Source organism: Chryseobacterium panacisoli, from assembly GCF_008274625.1.
Lineage (GTDB): Bacteria > Bacteroidota > Bacteroidia > Flavobacteriales > Weeksellaceae > Chryseobacterium > Chryseobacterium panacisoli.
Genome location: NZ_VTRU01000007.1, coordinates 65772 through 81886 on the forward strand (window position 1 = coordinate 65772; position 16115 = coordinate 81886).

Sequence of the window (16115 nt, forward strand, 5' to 3'; positions counted from 1 at the left end):
GTTTATTGCGTAAGTGTCTCATATTATTTTAAATATTTAATTGAAAAGTGAAGATTTAATTTAACTTTCAGTTATTTTTGTAATCCAAAACAAGGTAAGGCATCTCATGAAGATTAAGGACGCGGAAATTATTTCGTTGATGCAGAATCCACGGACCCAGGATAAAGGTGTCCGTGCCTTGATGGATGCCTATCAAAGCAGATTGTACTGGCATATAAGAAGAATTATTGTGGACGGAGATCTTGCACAGGATACGTTGCAGGAAACTTTTATTAAAGCTTATCAAAATTTTCATCAGTTCAAAAATGATAGCCAGTTGTATACCTGGTTGTACAGAATTGCAACCAATGAAGCATTGCAGCAGGTGAACAAAATGAAGAAAATGCAGAAAACTGACGAAGATCCGGAGTATCACATGCAGAATCTCGTAGCTGACAATACGGAAGGAGATGCCGAAGAAATACAGATTTTGCTGCAGAACGCCATACAAAGCCTGCCCGAAAAGCAGAAACTGGTATTTATGATGCGGTACTATGATGATTTACCCTACGAAGAAATATCAAAAATTGTAGATATGTCAGTAGGAACTTTGAAAACGAATTATCATTATGCCAAACAAAAAATAGAAGAATATATTAAAGAAAATTACGAAAGATAATTTTTGATCCCAACAAAGATGAAAGAGTTCGACATAGAAAAATTAGAGCGTAAAAACATTTACACAGTTCCTGATAATATGTTTGAAAATATTCAGGAGAACGTTTTGAATGATATAAAGACAAGTAAAAAAGCACCTGTCTTTAAGCTGAACTGGATGTATGCTGCAGCGGCATCACTGGCTTTGATTTTTGGAGCAACTTATGTTTTCAATTCGGATAATGATTCTGCTCAAAAAGGATTAAATTCTGAAACAGCATATACTGCCAATACCAAAGAAACAAAAACAGAAGGTGAGCTTGCTTACGAAACCTTAAAATCTGATTTAACTTCTGTTGAAAATAATAATCAAACAGTTGAAAATCAAAAGAGTAATAGTACTTATGCTTCTAAAAGCGTAAATGAAACTGAAAAAGCAATCGAGACACCAAAACCGGTGAAAACCGTGAATAAAAAAGTAGAAACACAAATGAATGAATATCTGGACTCGTTTTCTAATTCTGAAATTGCAGAGTTAGCAAGTAATTCGACTCAGGACGTTTATTTGGATATTTATAATTAAAAGAAATGAAAAAGATATTATTGACGTTTTTGATTATTTATGGCTTTGGATTAAATGCCCAAAGAACTGATTACGACTGGAAAAAGATGGATCCTAAGCAAAGGAAAGAAGTGATCAATAATCTTTCTCCGGAAGAGAGAAAAGAACTTCTGAAAAAATTCAGGAACAATATGATCATGGATAATCTGAATGTCGATCCAGGAGATAAAGCCGAATTTACCCAATTGTATAACGAATATCTGGACAGCCAAAAACAAATAAAAAGTCAGTTTAATTCAAGCTTTGATCCTGAATCTTTAACGGATGAAGAGGCAAAAGCCAAATTGCAGCAAAGCTTTGAGGTAGGCCAAAAGCTGTTAGATAACAGAAAAAAATATGCAGAAAAAATGCAGCAGGTAATTCCCTGCCAGAAAGTTCTGAAGCTGTTTCAATCTGAGAAAATGATGAAGGATAAAATGGATGAAAGAAAACCTCACGGAAACAATAATGCTTCGGGACCTAGACAAAACCCATAATAGTTTATTTTTTTAATGTTGGACGGCTCTTACAGATCTTTCTGTGAGAGCCGTTTAATTTTATAACAAAAAAAATTACTTTTACCAGAAATTTCACTTATGAAAAAAACACTTTTCTTTTTATTATTTTCGATGGTATTATGGGGACAGAAAATAGAAACGATTGATTTTTCAAAATCTATTAAAGACAACAAAAACTCTATTAAAAGTCTTACGGTGATAGATCAAAGAGCAAATCCGGAAGTCGGAATGATTATGTATCATAAGGACGAGGTTAAAATTATTTTCGAAAATAATGCCAGCAAAGACATAACAGATTGGTTTTATAAATACAATCCGGTAAGAGGAAATAAAGACATGGTTCTTTTACTGGAAAGCTTGAATATCTCAGAAGACAAAAAAGAAAAATACTCTGTCGGAAAGCTTGAATTAAGAGCAAGTACATTTATTAAGAAAGAAGATGGATATCATTTTATTGACCGAAAAGATACAATAGCAACAGTATCATCACGTACAACACCCTATTTAGCCCAAAGCCTGTCCAGAAAAGCAACTTTAATTCTTACCGATCTGTTTAAAGAATCTTATAAAGGAGAACCATGGGAATTTAGTATCTCAGAAAGTGATCTTCCTAACTATGATTCTGTATTAAAAGAAAAACTTAATATTCTGAACGCAAACGAATTGAAAGAAGGAGTTTACAAAGATTATTACAGCTTTTTTACACATAATCCTGAACCCGGATTTACTTTGCAGGCTAATGATAAAGGAGTTGTTACAAAAGCAGTAAAAGGAGAGGAGAAAACAGGAATAAGACACTTTTATGCTTTTGTGCATAATGGGATAGCATACAAAAATATTCCTGTTGGTTATACTGAGATTTTCAAAGATGAGAATGGTGTTTTTATTGAAGTGACTAAAGCAGAATTATTTCCTGAAACTGTAACAACCGGGGTGACAATCGGTGCTGCTGCAGGTGGTCTGATTGGTGGCGTTATTGGTGCAGTGGTAGATGTCAGTTTATCAGGTAAAAGAAAGAATACGGTAGGACCTAAAGTTTATCTTGATCCTTTTACAGGAAATTATCTGTTACCGGAAGACTTTGGTAAAACAAAATAATACGGAAAAAAGGGAAAAATTGGGCATCTCTTCTTATTGTTATCTGTGTTTCAGTTAAAAGAAAGAATTAGAATGAAAAATTCTCTTGCATTTTCTTATCTTTGCAAATTACAAGATTCTTAAATGAAAAACATACGAAATTTTTGCATAATCGCTCATATCGACCACGGTAAAAGTACCCTGGCAGACCGTCTATTGGAGTATACGAATACCGTTACCCAAAGAGAATTACAGTCTCAGACGCTTGATGATATGGATTTGGAGAAAGAACGTGGGATTACAATTAAGTCGCATGCTATCCAGATGGATTATGAGTATAAAGGAGAAAAATATATTCTAAACCTTATTGATACACCGGGACACGTTGACTTTTCTTATGAAGTATCCCGTTCTATTGCTGCCTGTGAAGGAGCGCTTCTTATTGTAGATGCTGCACAGAGTATTCAGGCACAAACTATCAGTAACCTGTATCTGGCATTGGAAAATGATTTGACGATCATTCCGATTCTAAATAAAATTGATCTTCCGTCTGCAAATCCTGAAGAGGTAACTGATGAGATTATGAATCTTATCGGATGCGAATATGAAGATGTATTGAGAGTTTCAGGGAAAACCGGGGAAGGTGTACATCATCTTTTGGAACAGATCGTAGAGAGAATTCCTGCGCCGGTTGGAAATCCTGACGGACCGCTTCAGGCCCTGATTTTTGACTCTGTATACAACCCGTTCAGAGGAATTGAAGCCTATTTCAAAGTTGTGAACGGAAGTATTACTAAAAATGAAAAGATTAAGTTCTTCGCAACCGGAAAAGAATATGGAGCAGATGAAGTAGGAACGTTGAAATTAAAGCAGGTTCCAAAGAAAACCATTCATTGTGGAGATGTAGGATATCTGGTATCTGGTATTAAAGATGCCCGCGAGGTAAAAGTAGGTGATACCATCACTTCTTTTGAAAACCCGGCTGATGGTCCTATCGATGGATTCGAGGAAGTAAAGCCAATGGTTTTTGCCGGTATTTATCCTATTGATTCTGAGGATTTTGAAGAGCTTAGATTCTCCCTTGAAAAATTAAGACTGAATGATGCTTCTTTGGTTTTCGAACCGGAAAGTTCTGCGGCTCTTGGTTTTGGTTTCCGTTGCGGATTCTTAGGAATGCTTCACATGGAAATTGTTCAGGAACGTCTTGACAGAGAGTTTAATATGAACGTGATCACCACGGTACCGAACGTTTCTTATTTTGGATATACTAAAAAAGAACCTGAAGTTCCGATTCTGATCAACAACCCGTCTGAAATGATGGATCCTTCAACAATGGATAGAGTAGAAGAGCCTTTCATCAAGGCTTCAATCATTACAAAGTCTGATTTCGTAGGAGCAGTAATGACTTTATGTATCGAAAAGAGAGGTGAAATTGTTAACCAAAGCTACTTAACATCAGAAAGAGTTGAATTAATTTTCAACATGCCTCTTGCTGAGGTTGTATTCGACTTCTATGACAGATTAAAATCAATCTCTAAAGGATATGCTTCATTCGATTATCACCCGATTGGATTCAGAGCTTCCAAGCTTGTAAAAATGGACATCCTGATCAATGGTGATATGGTAGATGCGTTGTCTTCATTGATTCACGATTCTAATGCTTATTACATCGGAAAAAGAATGTGTGAGAAGCTTCGTGAGCTGATTCCTAGACAGCAGTTTGATATCGCTGTTCAGGCAGCATTGGGAACTAAAGTAATTGCCAGAGAAACTATTAAAGCCTTAAGAAAAGACGTTACTGCAAAATGTTACGGTGGAGATATTTCCAGAAAGCGTAAGCTATTGGAAAAGCAGAAAGAAGGTAAGAAGAAAATGAAGCAGATTGGTAGAGTAGAAGTACCGCAATCAGCGTTCATGGCTGTATTAAAACTGAATGATTAATTCATTATAAAATAAAAAAACCGCTTCATCTGAAGCGGTTTTTTTATTTTCTTGACTTATTTTTTACGGGTATATTTTATTTCCATGGTTTTGTACTCTTTCCCTGTCTTGGAATCAGGACCGTACATTTCCAGTTTCTGGTTATTATCATCTACAAATGTGAAAACTTCTCTAAAATCACAATCCTTTCCTGGTCTGGAAGGATCAGTCATTTTTCCTTTAAATTCAACTGATTTTGTGGATGCATTCCAATCTCCCTCTGAATGCATTATTCCGGTTCCCATATTATCAATCCATGTGCTGACAAACTTTTTCTTTGAATTATCATATCCCACAATGCTCATCCCTTCAAAAGGCATTCCCATAAAGTCGCCTTTGTGATTAGTGATCTGATAACGTCCGCCATACATCATTTTATTAGTAGCCTCAGATTTACTCATCATCGGTTTTGCTCCATTTTCCATCCACATGGTGGTTTCTCCTGTCCAGGTTCCATCAGATTTTGCAAGCATTTTTTGCATTTCTCCAGGAGTTGAGTATGCCATCCAGTTTTTCATTGATGTAGCAGAGTCTACAGGTTTCCATTCAGAATTGGCTGCGGTAGAGTCTGTTTTATCAGTAGTATTGGCAGCTGTTGTTTTTCCTTTCTCACATGCTGTTAATAAAAAAGCAATAGAAAGAATTGTTAATACATTTTTCATAATAATTTAGTTTTAAGTTGGTTAGAATGATAACTTAAAGATAGGAACTTTTATTATAACCGAAATTATTTTTTAATTTGAGCATAAATCGTAGCTTTGTGTATTCGTAACGCAAATCAATTTATGGAGTCCCCAAAAAAATTACAGGATATAAAAGTGGCTGTAGATGCCGTTATTTTCGGATATTTTGATAAAAAAGATCTTCAGATCCTTCTGATTAAAAGAAATATTGACCCCTTTAAAGGAGGCTGGGCTCTTCCGGGTGGGCTTGTTCTTGATGATGAAAGCGTTGATGATGCGGTAAAAAGAGAACTCTATGAAGAAGCGGGCATAAAACCCGATTTTTTAGAGCAACTCTACACATTTGGTAATCTGGGCCGTGATCCGAGAAACAGAGTGGTTTCTGTGGCCTATCTGGGCCTTGTGAACCCTTCCTATCATGAACTGTTTGCAGATTCTGATGCGGAAGATGCACAATGGTTCAGCGTCAATAAACTTCCCTCAGTGGCATTTGATCATAAAACAATCATTGAGACTGCCTTAAAAAGACTTCGTACAAAAATTCAATATCAGCCGATCGGCTTCAATCTTCTCAATGAAGAATTTCCCTTTTCTGACCTTGAAAATCTTTATAAAACCATTGTAGGACAGGAAATCGACAGAAGAAATTTCCGCAAGAAAATCATGAGCTACGGATTGCTGAACGAAACCAATAACGTAAAAAAAGAGGGCAGCGGCAGACCCGGAAAACTTTTTACTTTCAACAAAGAAAAATACAAAGAGCTTGAAGAACAAGGTTTTTATTTTGAAATTAAATAGTTATATCTAAACCAAAACTCTCACAAATGTTTACATAAATATCCACTAATATTTATAAAACGTTTTGAAGAACAGTGTAAAATATCAATTGAAAACATTCAATAGAAGCGGGCTTTAGCCCGTTTTTTTATGATCAAATTCTTTCGGCTTTAGCCTAAACCAATTAAAGATTTGTATCATTAGTGATTAAAATTTGTGTTGTCTGTTTCTTGAGAATGAAATTTTACAACTGAAAATCAGTGTGTTACATTTATTAGTGTAAAATTAACACAAATAAATTTGGTGCAAAGACTGATAATATTTTAAATTTGTGTAGAAATAACACAATCATGAAATACACTACACAAAATATTACAGAAAGATTTCAGAAGAAAGAAAGGGTAAAATTTCTCTTTTTCTGGGGGCACACGGCAAAGGATGTGGTAACTAAATCATGTTTCAGCCAATGGTTTCCTGGAAAATTTGAAGAAAACGGGATCCTTTATAAAACAGCCGAACACTATATGATGGCAGGTAAAGCAAGGTTATTTAATGATTCTGAAACAGAAAAAGAAATCTTAAAGGCCGCTACTCCTAACCAGGCAAAAGCATTAGGCAGAAAAGTAAAAAACTTTAATCCGAAACTTTGGGACGAATATAAATATGAAATTGTAACCCAAGGAAATCTTTTGAAATTTTCTCAAAATCAGAAATTTAAAGAATTTCTTTTGTCAACGGGAGATAAAATTCTTGTGGAAGCAAGTCCCTATGACAGAATTTGGGGAATCGGAATGCTGGAAACGGATAGCAGATCAGAAAATCCCTTACTCTGGAATGGAGAAAACCTCTTAGGATTTGCTTTAATGGAAGTAAGAGACCAATTAAGAAACTAAAACACAACACCAACACAAAATAGGAATCATGGAAAAAACAGAATTACACCCACAGATATTTCTGATTGAAGATTTTCTGACCGAAACAGAATGTGATCAGTATATCAGTCTTTCGCAGGAAAAAGTTTTTGAAGAAGCAAAGATCAATGTATTTGGACGGCAACAGATGAATAAAGGAATCAGAAATAATGACCGGCTGATGATTTTTGATGAAGCAATGGCTGAAGATCTGTTTAAAAAGGCAACTGAATTTCTACCTCAGGAACATGATGGATATCAGCTTCTTAACTTTAATGAAATGCTCAGGATTTATAAATATTCACCTGGACAGCAGTTTAAAATGCACAGAGACGGAAGCTATATCAGAAATGAAAAAGAGAAAAGCTTTTACACCTTTATGGTCTATCTGAATGATGATTTTGAGGGAGGGGAAACAGAATTTGAAAGCCTGTTTACCGTAGCTCCGAAGAAAGGAACAGCACTGATTTTTCATCACCCCCTGAGACATGAAGGAAAGACCTTGATGAGTGGAACAAAGTATGTTTTAAGAACTGATATCATGTATTCTAAGGAATAAATCCTTCTTAAAAAGGATGGCATTACTATGTTCTGTTTAATTAGCGTAATATAAACACAAATAAAAATATTGATCTATGGAAGATGAATTAAAACCCAGATTTATCGAATCATTACAGAGAAATAATGATCAGATCAGAGAAGACCGTGCAGGAATCATCGGAGCAGACTCCGAACTGATTTACAGACGCAGAGTTGAAGATATCGAATTAAAAATCAAAAGACTCGAGCGCGAACAGGAAGGGCTTATTGATATCAGTCCTCTGGACAGGAACAGTCTGACTTTTGTGGATTTCAATCCCGAAGCATTCGCTCAGAAAGACATGGAATTATCATTAACAATCAGAAATCTGAATATTCAGCTCGAAGTAACCCAAAAGAGATTTGAATATTTATTTGGAAAAACCTTATAGTTATGGGAAGTACAAGATACGATTTAGACGCTCGTTATGACAGAGCAAGAAAAGCAGGGTACGGAACAAAATCCGCAGGTGAAATTTTCACCCAGAATGCCAAAAGAATGGCTCATGAGTCTATGAATCCTCACGGAATTTCTTTCAGGGAATCCAGAGATTCAGAAGTTCATCCCAACTCAGTTCCAATTATTTTAGGATTAGATGTTACAGGAAGTATGGGGCATATTCCACATGAACTGATCAGAGATGGATTGCCAAAACTGATGGGAGGAATTATCCAGGGAGGTGTTCCCGATCCGGCGTTATTATTTCTGGGAATTGGAGATCATGAATGTGATGGTTACCCGCTTCAGGTGGGACAGTTTGAATCAGGAGATGCAGAGCTGGATATGTGGCTCACCCGCACTTATATTGAGTCCGGCGGCGGCGGAAATGCAGGAGAAAGCTATCTTTTAGCATGGTATTTCGCAGCGTTTCATACCAGAACAGATGCCTTTGAAAAAAGAAAACAAAAAGGATTGCTGTTTACCGTTGGCGACGAACCTTGCTTGAAAACACTTCCTGCTTCCGCCATCGGAGAAATCATGGGAAAAGGACAGCAAACCTATACTCATCTTGAGCTGCTGGAAGAAGCAAAGAAAAAGTACGAAGTATACCATATCAGTGTTTTGCATTCCGATCAGGCACTGAGAGCAGACAGAGGATGGAGAGAATTATTAGGACAAAACTGTATTTCCATAGAAGATCACAGAGAAATTCCCAACGTTATCAAAGGAATCATCTGTGATAAGTTTAAAAATCAAAGTTTTGGAACAACTGGAACAGGAGGTTTAGATCAGTTTCAAATGCTTTAGAAGTCCGGAATTATCATTAGAAATGTTGTGATTAAGGATTTCAAAAAATAAAAAGACATGAAAAAGGCGCAAATAGTAATAGGACTTGGTTTTGGTGATGAAGGAAAAGGAATCACTACAGATTTTCTGGCTTCTCAGAATCCGGAGGCTGTTGTAATCCGGTTCTCAGGAGGCCAGCAGGCTGCTCATACGGTGATGATTGATGATACAAAGCATGTGCATTCAAGTTTTGCAAGCGGATCTCTTCGCGGTTTGCCTTCTTACTTTACGGAACATTGCACTATTCATCCGGTTTTTCTGCTCAATGAAAGAGAAGAATTAAAAACAAAGAACGGAAATATTGAGCTTCATATTCATCCACTGGCGAAGGTTACGACTCCTTTTGATGTATGGCAGAACAGAACCAATGCAAGAAATCTGGAACACGGAACCTGTGGGAAAGGAGTAGGAGCAACCATGAAAAGACACGAAAGTCCTTATAAACTATTTGCCATAGACCTGATTGCGCCCAGAGAAATGCTGATGGAAAAACTGAAAGGAATCGCCTATTATTATGGCTTTGCAGATGAAAAAGAAGTTAATGAGCTTTTACAGCCTTTTTTAGAAGCTATTGACAGCATTGATTGGAAAATAAATGATTATACCTGGCTGACTTCATTCGATCATCTTATTTTTGAAGGGAGCCAGGGTATTTTACTCGATATGGATCATGGTGTTTTTCCGAATGTGACCTATGCATATACGACTTCAAAAAATGCCTGCGAAATATGTAAGCTTTTAAAAATTGAAGACATTGAAATGTATTATGTGACCAGAAGCTATACAACCCGCCACGGAAACGGCTGGATGAGCAATGAAAAAGAAATGAACCTGAAAAATAATGAAGAAGAAACCTGTACATTTAATGAATATCAGAAGGAATTAAGAACAGGAGAAATAGATTACAACCTGTTGAATTATGCTTTGAAGCTGGATGGAGCTTATGTATTTCCGGCTAAAAAGAATCTTGTGATTACCTGTTTAGATCAGATTGATGAGAAATTTAAAGTAGAAAAACTTGATGTAGAATTTGATGCGATCTACGGATCATATTCTCCGTATTCAAAAGATTTTAAACAGATTTTATAAATTTTGCAGATACAAGTATTAATTTTATACGAGTCAGAACCAGGGTATTGATAATGAATAAAAGTAAATAACCATGAAAACGATACAATATTTAAAAGGAGATGCTACAGCTCCACAGGCAAAAGGAATAAAAATTATCACTCATATCTGTAATGATATCGGAGGCTGGGGAAAAGGTTTTGTACTGGCTGTTTCTAAAAGATGGGAAGCACCGGAAAAAGAATACAGAAACTGGCACCGCTTCAGCAGTAAAAACAATTTTGCATTAGGAGAAATTCAATTGGTTCAGGTTGAAAAATATATTTATGTAGCCAATATAATCGGGCAAAAAGGAATAAAAACCGGAAATAACGGAGTTCCTGTTCGATATGATGCTATTGAAAAAGCTTTGGAAAAACTTTCTGATGAAGCTTTGCTGCTTAATGCAAGTATTCATATGCCGAGAATCGGATGTGGATTGGCTGGAGGAAAATGGGAAGAAATAGAGCCTATTATTGAAAGAACACTGCTTGCAAAGAATTTGGAAGTGTATGTGTATGATTTTGAATAAATTAATACGGAAAAAATTGGAATTACAGTATAATAAAATAAACACGATGAAAACGATAACATTATACAGACCAGTAGGAGAAAAAGAAATGATATTGATTATAGAAAGTGGATTTAAAAAATTTCCTCCAAGGCTGAATTGGCAGCCCATTTTCTATCCAGTACTTAATGAAGAGTATGCTTCTGAGATCGCTGAAAAATGGAATACCCGAGATGAAGCCGGAAACTATCTTGGTTTTGTAACCCAGTTTGATGTATTGGAAGAAGTAGCAGATCAATATCCTGCACAGAATGTAGGAGCAAGAAACCATAATGAACTTTGGGTCCCTTCAGAAGAATTGGAGAACTTTAATAAAGCTATTGTAGGCAACATTAAAGTAACCAAAGTATTTATAGGAGATGATTTTGAAATAACAGAAAATACTGATCTGGAAGAACTGATGTTAAATATAAAAACTAATAATGACAAATAAAGGAATGGCAAAAGATACCCTAGATATCCTTGCTAAAAAATATTATATAAACGAACACAACGAAAAAATAAATATAGAAAACGAGCTGGAAATCAGTAAAAAACAAACCGCTCTTTTCACTCCGGAAAGACTTTCAGAAATGATAGAATCCTCAATGCCGAAAACCGATTTTGAAACACAGTTTGAAACAAGGAACTGCAGTTCCTTAAAAGCAATTTTACAATTAGCTGAAGAAGAAGATCAGGGAAAAATAATGTGTCTGAACTTCGCGTCAGCAAAAAATCCCGGAGGTGGATTTATCAACGGAGCTGAAGCACAGGAAGAAAGTCTCGCAAGAACTTCCGGATTGTATGAAAGCCTTCTTCAGGCCTGGGATTATTATACAACTCACCGCGCGATGGAATCCTGTTTTTATACTGATACAATGATTTACAGCCCGAAAGTTCCGGTTTTCAGGAAAGATAAAGGAGAATTGCTGCCTAAACCAGTTCTGTGTAATTTCATCACCTCTCCGGCAGTCAATGCAGGGGTGGTAAAACGTCAGGAACCGGAAAGAGAATATGAAATTCTCCCCGCAATGGATGTCAGAATGGATAAAATGCTTTCGCTGGCTTTACATGAAGGAAATGAAGTTTTAATATTAGGAGCATGGGGCTGTGGAGTGTTCAGAAACGATCCCAAAGAAATTGCAGGATTGTTTAAAAAGCATTTTCAGGGAAAATATAAAAATAAATTTAAAAGAGTGGTTTTCGCAGTGCTTACAAAGAAAGAAGAAATGCTGGGACCGTTTGAGGAAATACAATGAATATTAAATTAAAAAAATATAAAGAACAAGAACAGGATTGGCCTCAAGAAGGGTATCATATCATGGCTCAGTATGATGATGAGAAGATTATTGTTTATCAATCCTATAGAAAAGAAATAGGAGAATTCGCTGTTAAAAACCAATTTTTTGGTGGAGGTTTCAGTCTCGAAAGAATGACCTGGATAAAGCCTAATTTTCTTTGGATGATGTATCGCAATGGCTGGGGAAGAAAAGAAGGTCAGGAATATGTTTTAGCAATTCATCTGAAAAAAGATGCATTTAGAGAATATCTGGAAAATGCTGTAAATTCCTCTTACAATAATAAGCTTGAAATCTCAAGAAAAGAATGGCAGACTCAGGTGAAAGAATCCTCTGTGAGGTTGCAGTGGGATCCGGATCATGATCCATTTGGAAATAAATTGCAACGAAGAGCAATACAAATAGGTTTGCGAAATGAATTTACCCGTTCTTTTGCCAAAGACGATATTATTTTAATTGAAAACATTTCAGATTTTGTGAAAGAACAATATCAGTTTGTCTTAAATGATGATTTGTATAACCTTATCGTTCCGGAAGAAAAGCCATTATTATTTGATGATGAGGTTTTAAACAAAAAGCTCAATCTAAAATGAAAATTGAATTAATAAAAGGAGACATCACAAAGATCCACGCCGATGCAATTGTCAACGCAGCCAATTCCTCCTTACTTGGTGGAGGCGGAGTTGATGGAGCCATTCACAGAGCAGGAGGTCCACAGATACTGGAAGAATGCAGAGCGATCAGAAACAGACAAGGTAAATGCAATACAGGAGAAGCTGTTGTAACGACTGCGGGAAATCTATCTGCAAAATATGTTATTCATACTGTTGGCCCGGTTTGGAATAACAATAAAGAAAAAGAATCAAAACTTTTGGCAACTTGTTATTATAATTCGTTGAAATTAGCAGAAAGCCTCGGGGTAAAGACGATTGCTTTTCCCAATATCAGTACAGGAGTATACAGATTTCCAAAAGATCTGGCAGGAAAGATTGCTGTAGATGAAGTCAGAAAATTTAAATCAGATGTCATTGAGAAAGTTATTTTTGTTTGCTTTGATGATGAAAATGAAATGATTTACAAAAAACTATTAGATTAAACCAATGAAAAAACTAACCATATTAAGCGGTGCAGGAATAAGTGCCGAAAGCGGAATAAAAACCTTCAGAGACGGAGACGGACTCTGGGAAAATCATAATGTAACGGATGTAGCAAGTCCGGAAGGATGGCGAAAAGACAGAGCTTTAGTGCTTGAATTTTATAATCAGAGAAGACGCCAGCTTCATGAAGTACAACCCAACGAAGCGCATCACTTACTGGCCGAGCTGGAAAAACATTTCGATGTTCAGGTCGTTACCCAGAATATTGATGACCTTCACGAAAGAGCAGGATCTACCAATATCCTTCATATCCACGGAGAACTGTTCAAATCATGCTCATGCAATAATAAAAGCTTGATTTATGACCAAAAAGAGGACATCAATATCGGGGATAAAGCAGAAGACGGGGCGCAATTAAGACCTTTTATCGTTTGGTTCGGGGAAGATGTTCCATTGTATCAGACGGCAAGAGAAATCGTCAAAGAATCAGATATTTTACTGGTTATCGGTACTTCTTTACAGGTATATCCGGCAGCCGGACTGATTCATGATATCAAAGATGACTGTCTTTTAATCGTTATCAATCCTAATGAAACTGGATTTGGATACGGACAGAGAGCCGTTGTCATGAAAGAAACAGCAACCCAGGGAATGAAACTGTTATTTGATAAACTGGTAAACCTTGCCTGATGGAAAATAAAGTAAAAGCAGGAATCATGGGCGTCTGCATAGGAGACGCTCTTGGTGTTCCTGTAGAATTTAAAAAAAGAGAAGATTTAAAACGTTTTCCGGTAACCAAAATGCTAGAATACATGTCCTGGAATCAACCCAAAGGAACCTGGAGTGATGACAGCTCTCTTACACTTTGTCTTGCTGAAGAACTTACCAAGGGATATGATCTGGAAAATATAGGACAAAGCTTTGTAAAATGGAATAAATATGGCCATTGGACCGCCCATGGAAGGCTTTTCGATATAGGAGGAACAACAAGACATGCCTTGGCGAGATTAATTAAAGGTGAAAGTGCCAGGTTTTCAGGAAATATTTTTGAGGAAGATAACGGGAATGGTTCTCTGATGAGGATTCTTCCCCTTGCTTTTTATCTTGAAAATGAAAATGATATTCAAAAGCTTTATCTTACAGTAAAAGAGGTCTCAGCAATAACTCATGGCCATTTCCGGTCTATTTTTGCTTGTTTCATCTATGTACTTTTTGCGATCGAATTATTAAAAGGTAAGGACAAAACAGAAGCGTATACTTATACACAAAAATCAGCGTTGAAATATGCAGAAGAACAGATATTTAACCCAAAAGAAATTGAGCTTTTTAATAGAGTTTTAAAAAATGATATTTCCGAATATCCCGAAGATGAAATCAAAAGTGGCGGATATGTTCTTCACAGCCTGGAAGCTTCTTTATGGTGTTTTCTCAACTCTGAAAGCTATTCTGAAGCAGTTTTGAAAGCGGTAAACCTCGGAGAAGATACGGATACCACCGGAGCCATCACAGGAGGAATTGCCGGAATTTATTATGGATATGAAAATATTCCTGAAGAATGGATTACGGAGCTGGTGAGGAAAGATGATATTGAAGCATTATGTGAGAAATTACACCAAAAATTAATGAAGTAAAACACAAACCATGAACGAAATAGAAAAGAAAAAAATAAGTAAATTTTTAAGCCTGATCTTACGGCATCAGCCCGAAAGTATAGGACTTTCGCTGGATGAAAACGGATGGGCAGATATAGAAGAGCTGAGAGGAAAATCTGCCAAAAAGAGAATATATTTTACTGCCGAAGAACTGGATGAGGTAGTAGAAACCAATAATAAAAAGCGCTTTGCTTTTAATGAAGATAAAACCATGATCAGGGCAAGTCAGGGCCATTCTATAGATATAGATCTGGCTTTGGAAACAAAACAACCCCCTGAATTTCTTTATCACGGAACTGCAGAAGGTAATATCATATCCATTTTAGAAAAAGGAATTGAAAAAAGAACCCGTCAGCATGTACACTTAAGCGCTGATAAAGAGACTGCTACAAAGGTCGGAATGAGACACGGCAAACCTGTGATTCTTACTATCAGAACCGGAACCATGCATCAGGACGGGTTATCTTTCTATCAGTCTGCAAACGGAGTATGGCTGACAGATTTTGTAGATGCAAAATACATTTCGAAGTAAAATGAAAAGAACATTAGTAATAGGAGACATTCACGGAGGATTTAAAGCCTTACAACAGGCTCTTGAAAGAGCTGAAGTCACGGAAAATGACCAACTGATTTTCCTCGGAGATTATGTAGACGGCTGGAGTGAATCTTCTGAAATTATTAAACTTTTAATAGAAATTTCCGAAAGGCAGGAATGTATTTTCATCAAAGGAAACCATGATGCCTGGTGTGAAGATTGGCTGTCCTTTGGGCAAAATCCCGATGTATGGCTATTCAATGGCGGAAAAAGTACTGTGGAAAGCTATGCTGATTATTTCCCGGAAGATCTGGATCTTCACCTGGAATTCTTTCAAAGGATGAAAAACTATCACATTGACGATCAGAACCGACTGTTTATTCATGCAGGATATGCTTCCATGCACGGGCCGGAAAAAGAAGTCTATTCCAGCAATTACCGTTGGGACAGAACACTCTGGGAAACTGCTGTGGCAATGGATAAAAAACTGGAAAAGAATTCAGAGCTGTATCCTAAGAGACTGCTTTTGTACAAAGAAATATTTATCGGACATACGCCCACTCTTGATATTGGTATTACAACACCTGCCAACAAAGCCAATGTCTGGAATATGGATACCGGTGCAGCCTATACCGGAGCATTATCAATCATGGATATTAATTCCAAAGAATTCTGGCAAAGCGATCCGCTTCCCTCCTTATACCCAAATGAAAAAGGAAGAAATTTATAGATTTAAATAGCCCTTACTGGTTTTCAAAATTGGTGGGGGTTTTAATTTTAAAAGCAATTTTGCAGTTTCATATCTTTCTCTTTCATAAAAGATGGC

The 16115-nt window shown here is 36.5% G+C and carries 21 protein-coding genes; 20 read left to right on the forward strand and 1 reads right to left on the reverse strand.

Annotation, left to right across the window (positions count from 1 at the left end; translation table 11 throughout):
* Positions 1 to 106 precede the first annotated feature (106 nt).
* The 5 genes from FW781_RS20360 to lepA all read left to right on the forward strand — a co-directional run bounded on the left by FW781_RS20360 (position 107) and on the right by lepA (position 4773).
* Positions 107 to 658, forward strand: coding sequence for an RNA polymerase sigma factor (locus FW781_RS20360; RefSeq protein ID WP_105702317.1), 552 nt, complete (start codon positions 107 to 109; stop codon positions 656 to 658).
* 18 nt (positions 659 to 676) lie between these two features.
* Positions 677 to 1219: a hypothetical protein gene (locus FW781_RS20365; RefSeq protein WP_149389105.1), complete on the forward strand. Its 543-nt coding sequence runs from the start codon at positions 677 to 679 to the stop codon at positions 1217 to 1219.
* 5 nt (positions 1220 to 1224) lie between these two features.
* Entirely contained in the window at positions 1225 to 1734 is a 510-nt protein-coding gene (locus FW781_RS20370; protein ID WP_149389106.1) for a hypothetical protein, read from the forward strand.
* Positions 1735 to 1833: 99 nt separating this feature from the next.
* The gene (locus FW781_RS20375; protein ID WP_149389107.1) at positions 1834 to 2853 is read left to right on the forward strand and encodes a hypothetical protein; all 1020 of its coding nucleotides are present in this window, start codon (positions 1834 to 1836) and stop codon (positions 2851 to 2853) included.
* 123 nt (positions 2854 to 2976) lie between these two features.
* Entirely contained in the window at positions 2977 to 4773 is a 1797-nt protein-coding gene (lepA, locus tag FW781_RS20380) for a translation elongation factor 4 (RefSeq protein ID WP_149389108.1), read from the forward strand.
* A 56-nt stretch (positions 4774 to 4829) separates the two neighbouring features.
* Here lepA and FW781_RS20385 read toward each other — a convergent pair whose 3' ends face one another.
* Positions 4830 to 5474, reverse strand: a complete 645-nt coding sequence (locus tag FW781_RS20385; protein WP_149389109.1) for a DUF1579 domain-containing protein — start codon at positions 5472 to 5474, stop codon at positions 4830 to 4832.
* A 123-nt stretch (positions 5475 to 5597) separates the two neighbouring features.
* On the opposite strand from FW781_RS20385, the gene FW781_RS20390 reads away from it, so the two are divergent.
* The 15 genes from FW781_RS20390 to FW781_RS20460 all read left to right on the forward strand — a co-directional run bounded on the left by FW781_RS20390 (position 5598) and on the right by FW781_RS20460 (position 16019).
* Positions 5598 to 6293, forward strand: coding sequence for an NUDIX hydrolase (locus FW781_RS20390; RefSeq protein WP_149389110.1), 696 nt, complete (start codon positions 5598 to 5600; stop codon positions 6291 to 6293).
* 329 nt (positions 6294 to 6622) lie between these two features.
* Positions 6623 to 7165 (forward strand): NADAR family protein, encoded by a 543-nt coding sequence (locus tag FW781_RS20395; protein ID WP_149389111.1) that lies wholly within the window; start codon positions 6623 to 6625, stop codon positions 7163 to 7165.
* A gap of 28 nt (positions 7166 to 7193) precedes the next feature.
* A complete protein-coding gene (locus FW781_RS20400; RefSeq protein WP_149389112.1) occupies positions 7194 to 7742 on the forward strand; it encodes a 2OG-Fe(II) oxygenase in 549 nt (182 codons plus the stop codon).
* A gap of 76 nt (positions 7743 to 7818) precedes the next feature.
* Positions 7819 to 8154: a hypothetical protein gene (locus tag FW781_RS20405; protein WP_149389113.1), complete on the forward strand. Its 336-nt coding sequence runs from the start codon at positions 7819 to 7821 to the stop codon at positions 8152 to 8154.
* Between the two features lie 2 nt (positions 8155 to 8156).
* Positions 8157 to 9011, forward strand: a complete 855-nt coding sequence (locus FW781_RS20410) for a hypothetical protein (RefSeq protein WP_149389114.1) — start codon at positions 8157 to 8159, stop codon at positions 9009 to 9011.
* 57 nt (positions 9012 to 9068) lie between these two features.
* Complete coding sequence (locus FW781_RS20415; RefSeq protein WP_149389115.1) at positions 9069 to 10139, forward strand: adenylosuccinate synthetase; 1071 nt, start codon at positions 9069 to 9071, stop codon at positions 10137 to 10139.
* 73 nt (positions 10140 to 10212) lie between these two features.
* Positions 10213 to 10689: a macro domain-containing protein gene (locus tag FW781_RS20420; protein WP_149389116.1), complete on the forward strand. Its 477-nt coding sequence runs from the start codon at positions 10213 to 10215 to the stop codon at positions 10687 to 10689.
* A gap of 46 nt (positions 10690 to 10735) precedes the next feature.
* Positions 10736 to 11161, forward strand: coding sequence for an ADP-ribosylation/crystallin J1 (locus FW781_RS20425; protein WP_149389117.1), 426 nt, complete (start codon positions 10736 to 10738; stop codon positions 11159 to 11161).
* Positions 11151 to 11966: a TIGR02452 family protein gene (locus tag FW781_RS20430; protein WP_149389118.1), complete on the forward strand. Its 816-nt coding sequence runs from the start codon at positions 11151 to 11153 to the stop codon at positions 11964 to 11966. Before FW781_RS20425 ends, FW781_RS20430 begins: the two co-directional genes overlap by 11 nt.
* Complete coding sequence (locus tag FW781_RS20435; protein ID WP_149389119.1) at positions 11963 to 12598, forward strand: DUF4291 domain-containing protein; 636 nt, start codon at positions 11963 to 11965, stop codon at positions 12596 to 12598. The genes FW781_RS20430 and FW781_RS20435 overlap by 4 nt, the downstream gene beginning before the upstream one ends.
* Positions 12595 to 13101 (forward strand): O-acetyl-ADP-ribose deacetylase, encoded by a 507-nt coding sequence (locus FW781_RS20440; protein ID WP_149389120.1) that lies wholly within the window; start codon positions 12595 to 12597, stop codon positions 13099 to 13101. The genes FW781_RS20435 and FW781_RS20440 overlap by 4 nt, the downstream gene beginning before the upstream one ends.
* A gap of 4 nt (positions 13102 to 13105) precedes the next feature.
* Complete coding sequence (locus FW781_RS20445) at positions 13106 to 13792, forward strand: SIR2 family NAD-dependent protein deacylase (protein ID WP_149389121.1); 687 nt, start codon at positions 13106 to 13108, stop codon at positions 13790 to 13792.
* Entirely contained in the window at positions 13792 to 14733 is a 942-nt protein-coding gene (locus FW781_RS20450) for an ADP-ribosylglycohydrolase family protein (protein ID WP_149389122.1), read from the forward strand. Before FW781_RS20445 ends, FW781_RS20450 begins: the two co-directional genes overlap by 1 nt.
* 10 nt (positions 14734 to 14743) lie before the next feature.
* Entirely contained in the window at positions 14744 to 15286 is a 543-nt protein-coding gene (locus FW781_RS20455; RefSeq protein ID WP_149389123.1) for an RNA 2'-phosphotransferase, read from the forward strand.
* Position 15287: 1 nt separating this feature from the next.
* Positions 15288 to 16019 (forward strand): metallophosphoesterase family protein, encoded by a 732-nt coding sequence (locus FW781_RS20460; protein WP_149389124.1) that lies wholly within the window; start codon positions 15288 to 15290, stop codon positions 16017 to 16019.
* Positions 16020 to 16115: the final 96 nt, after the last annotated feature.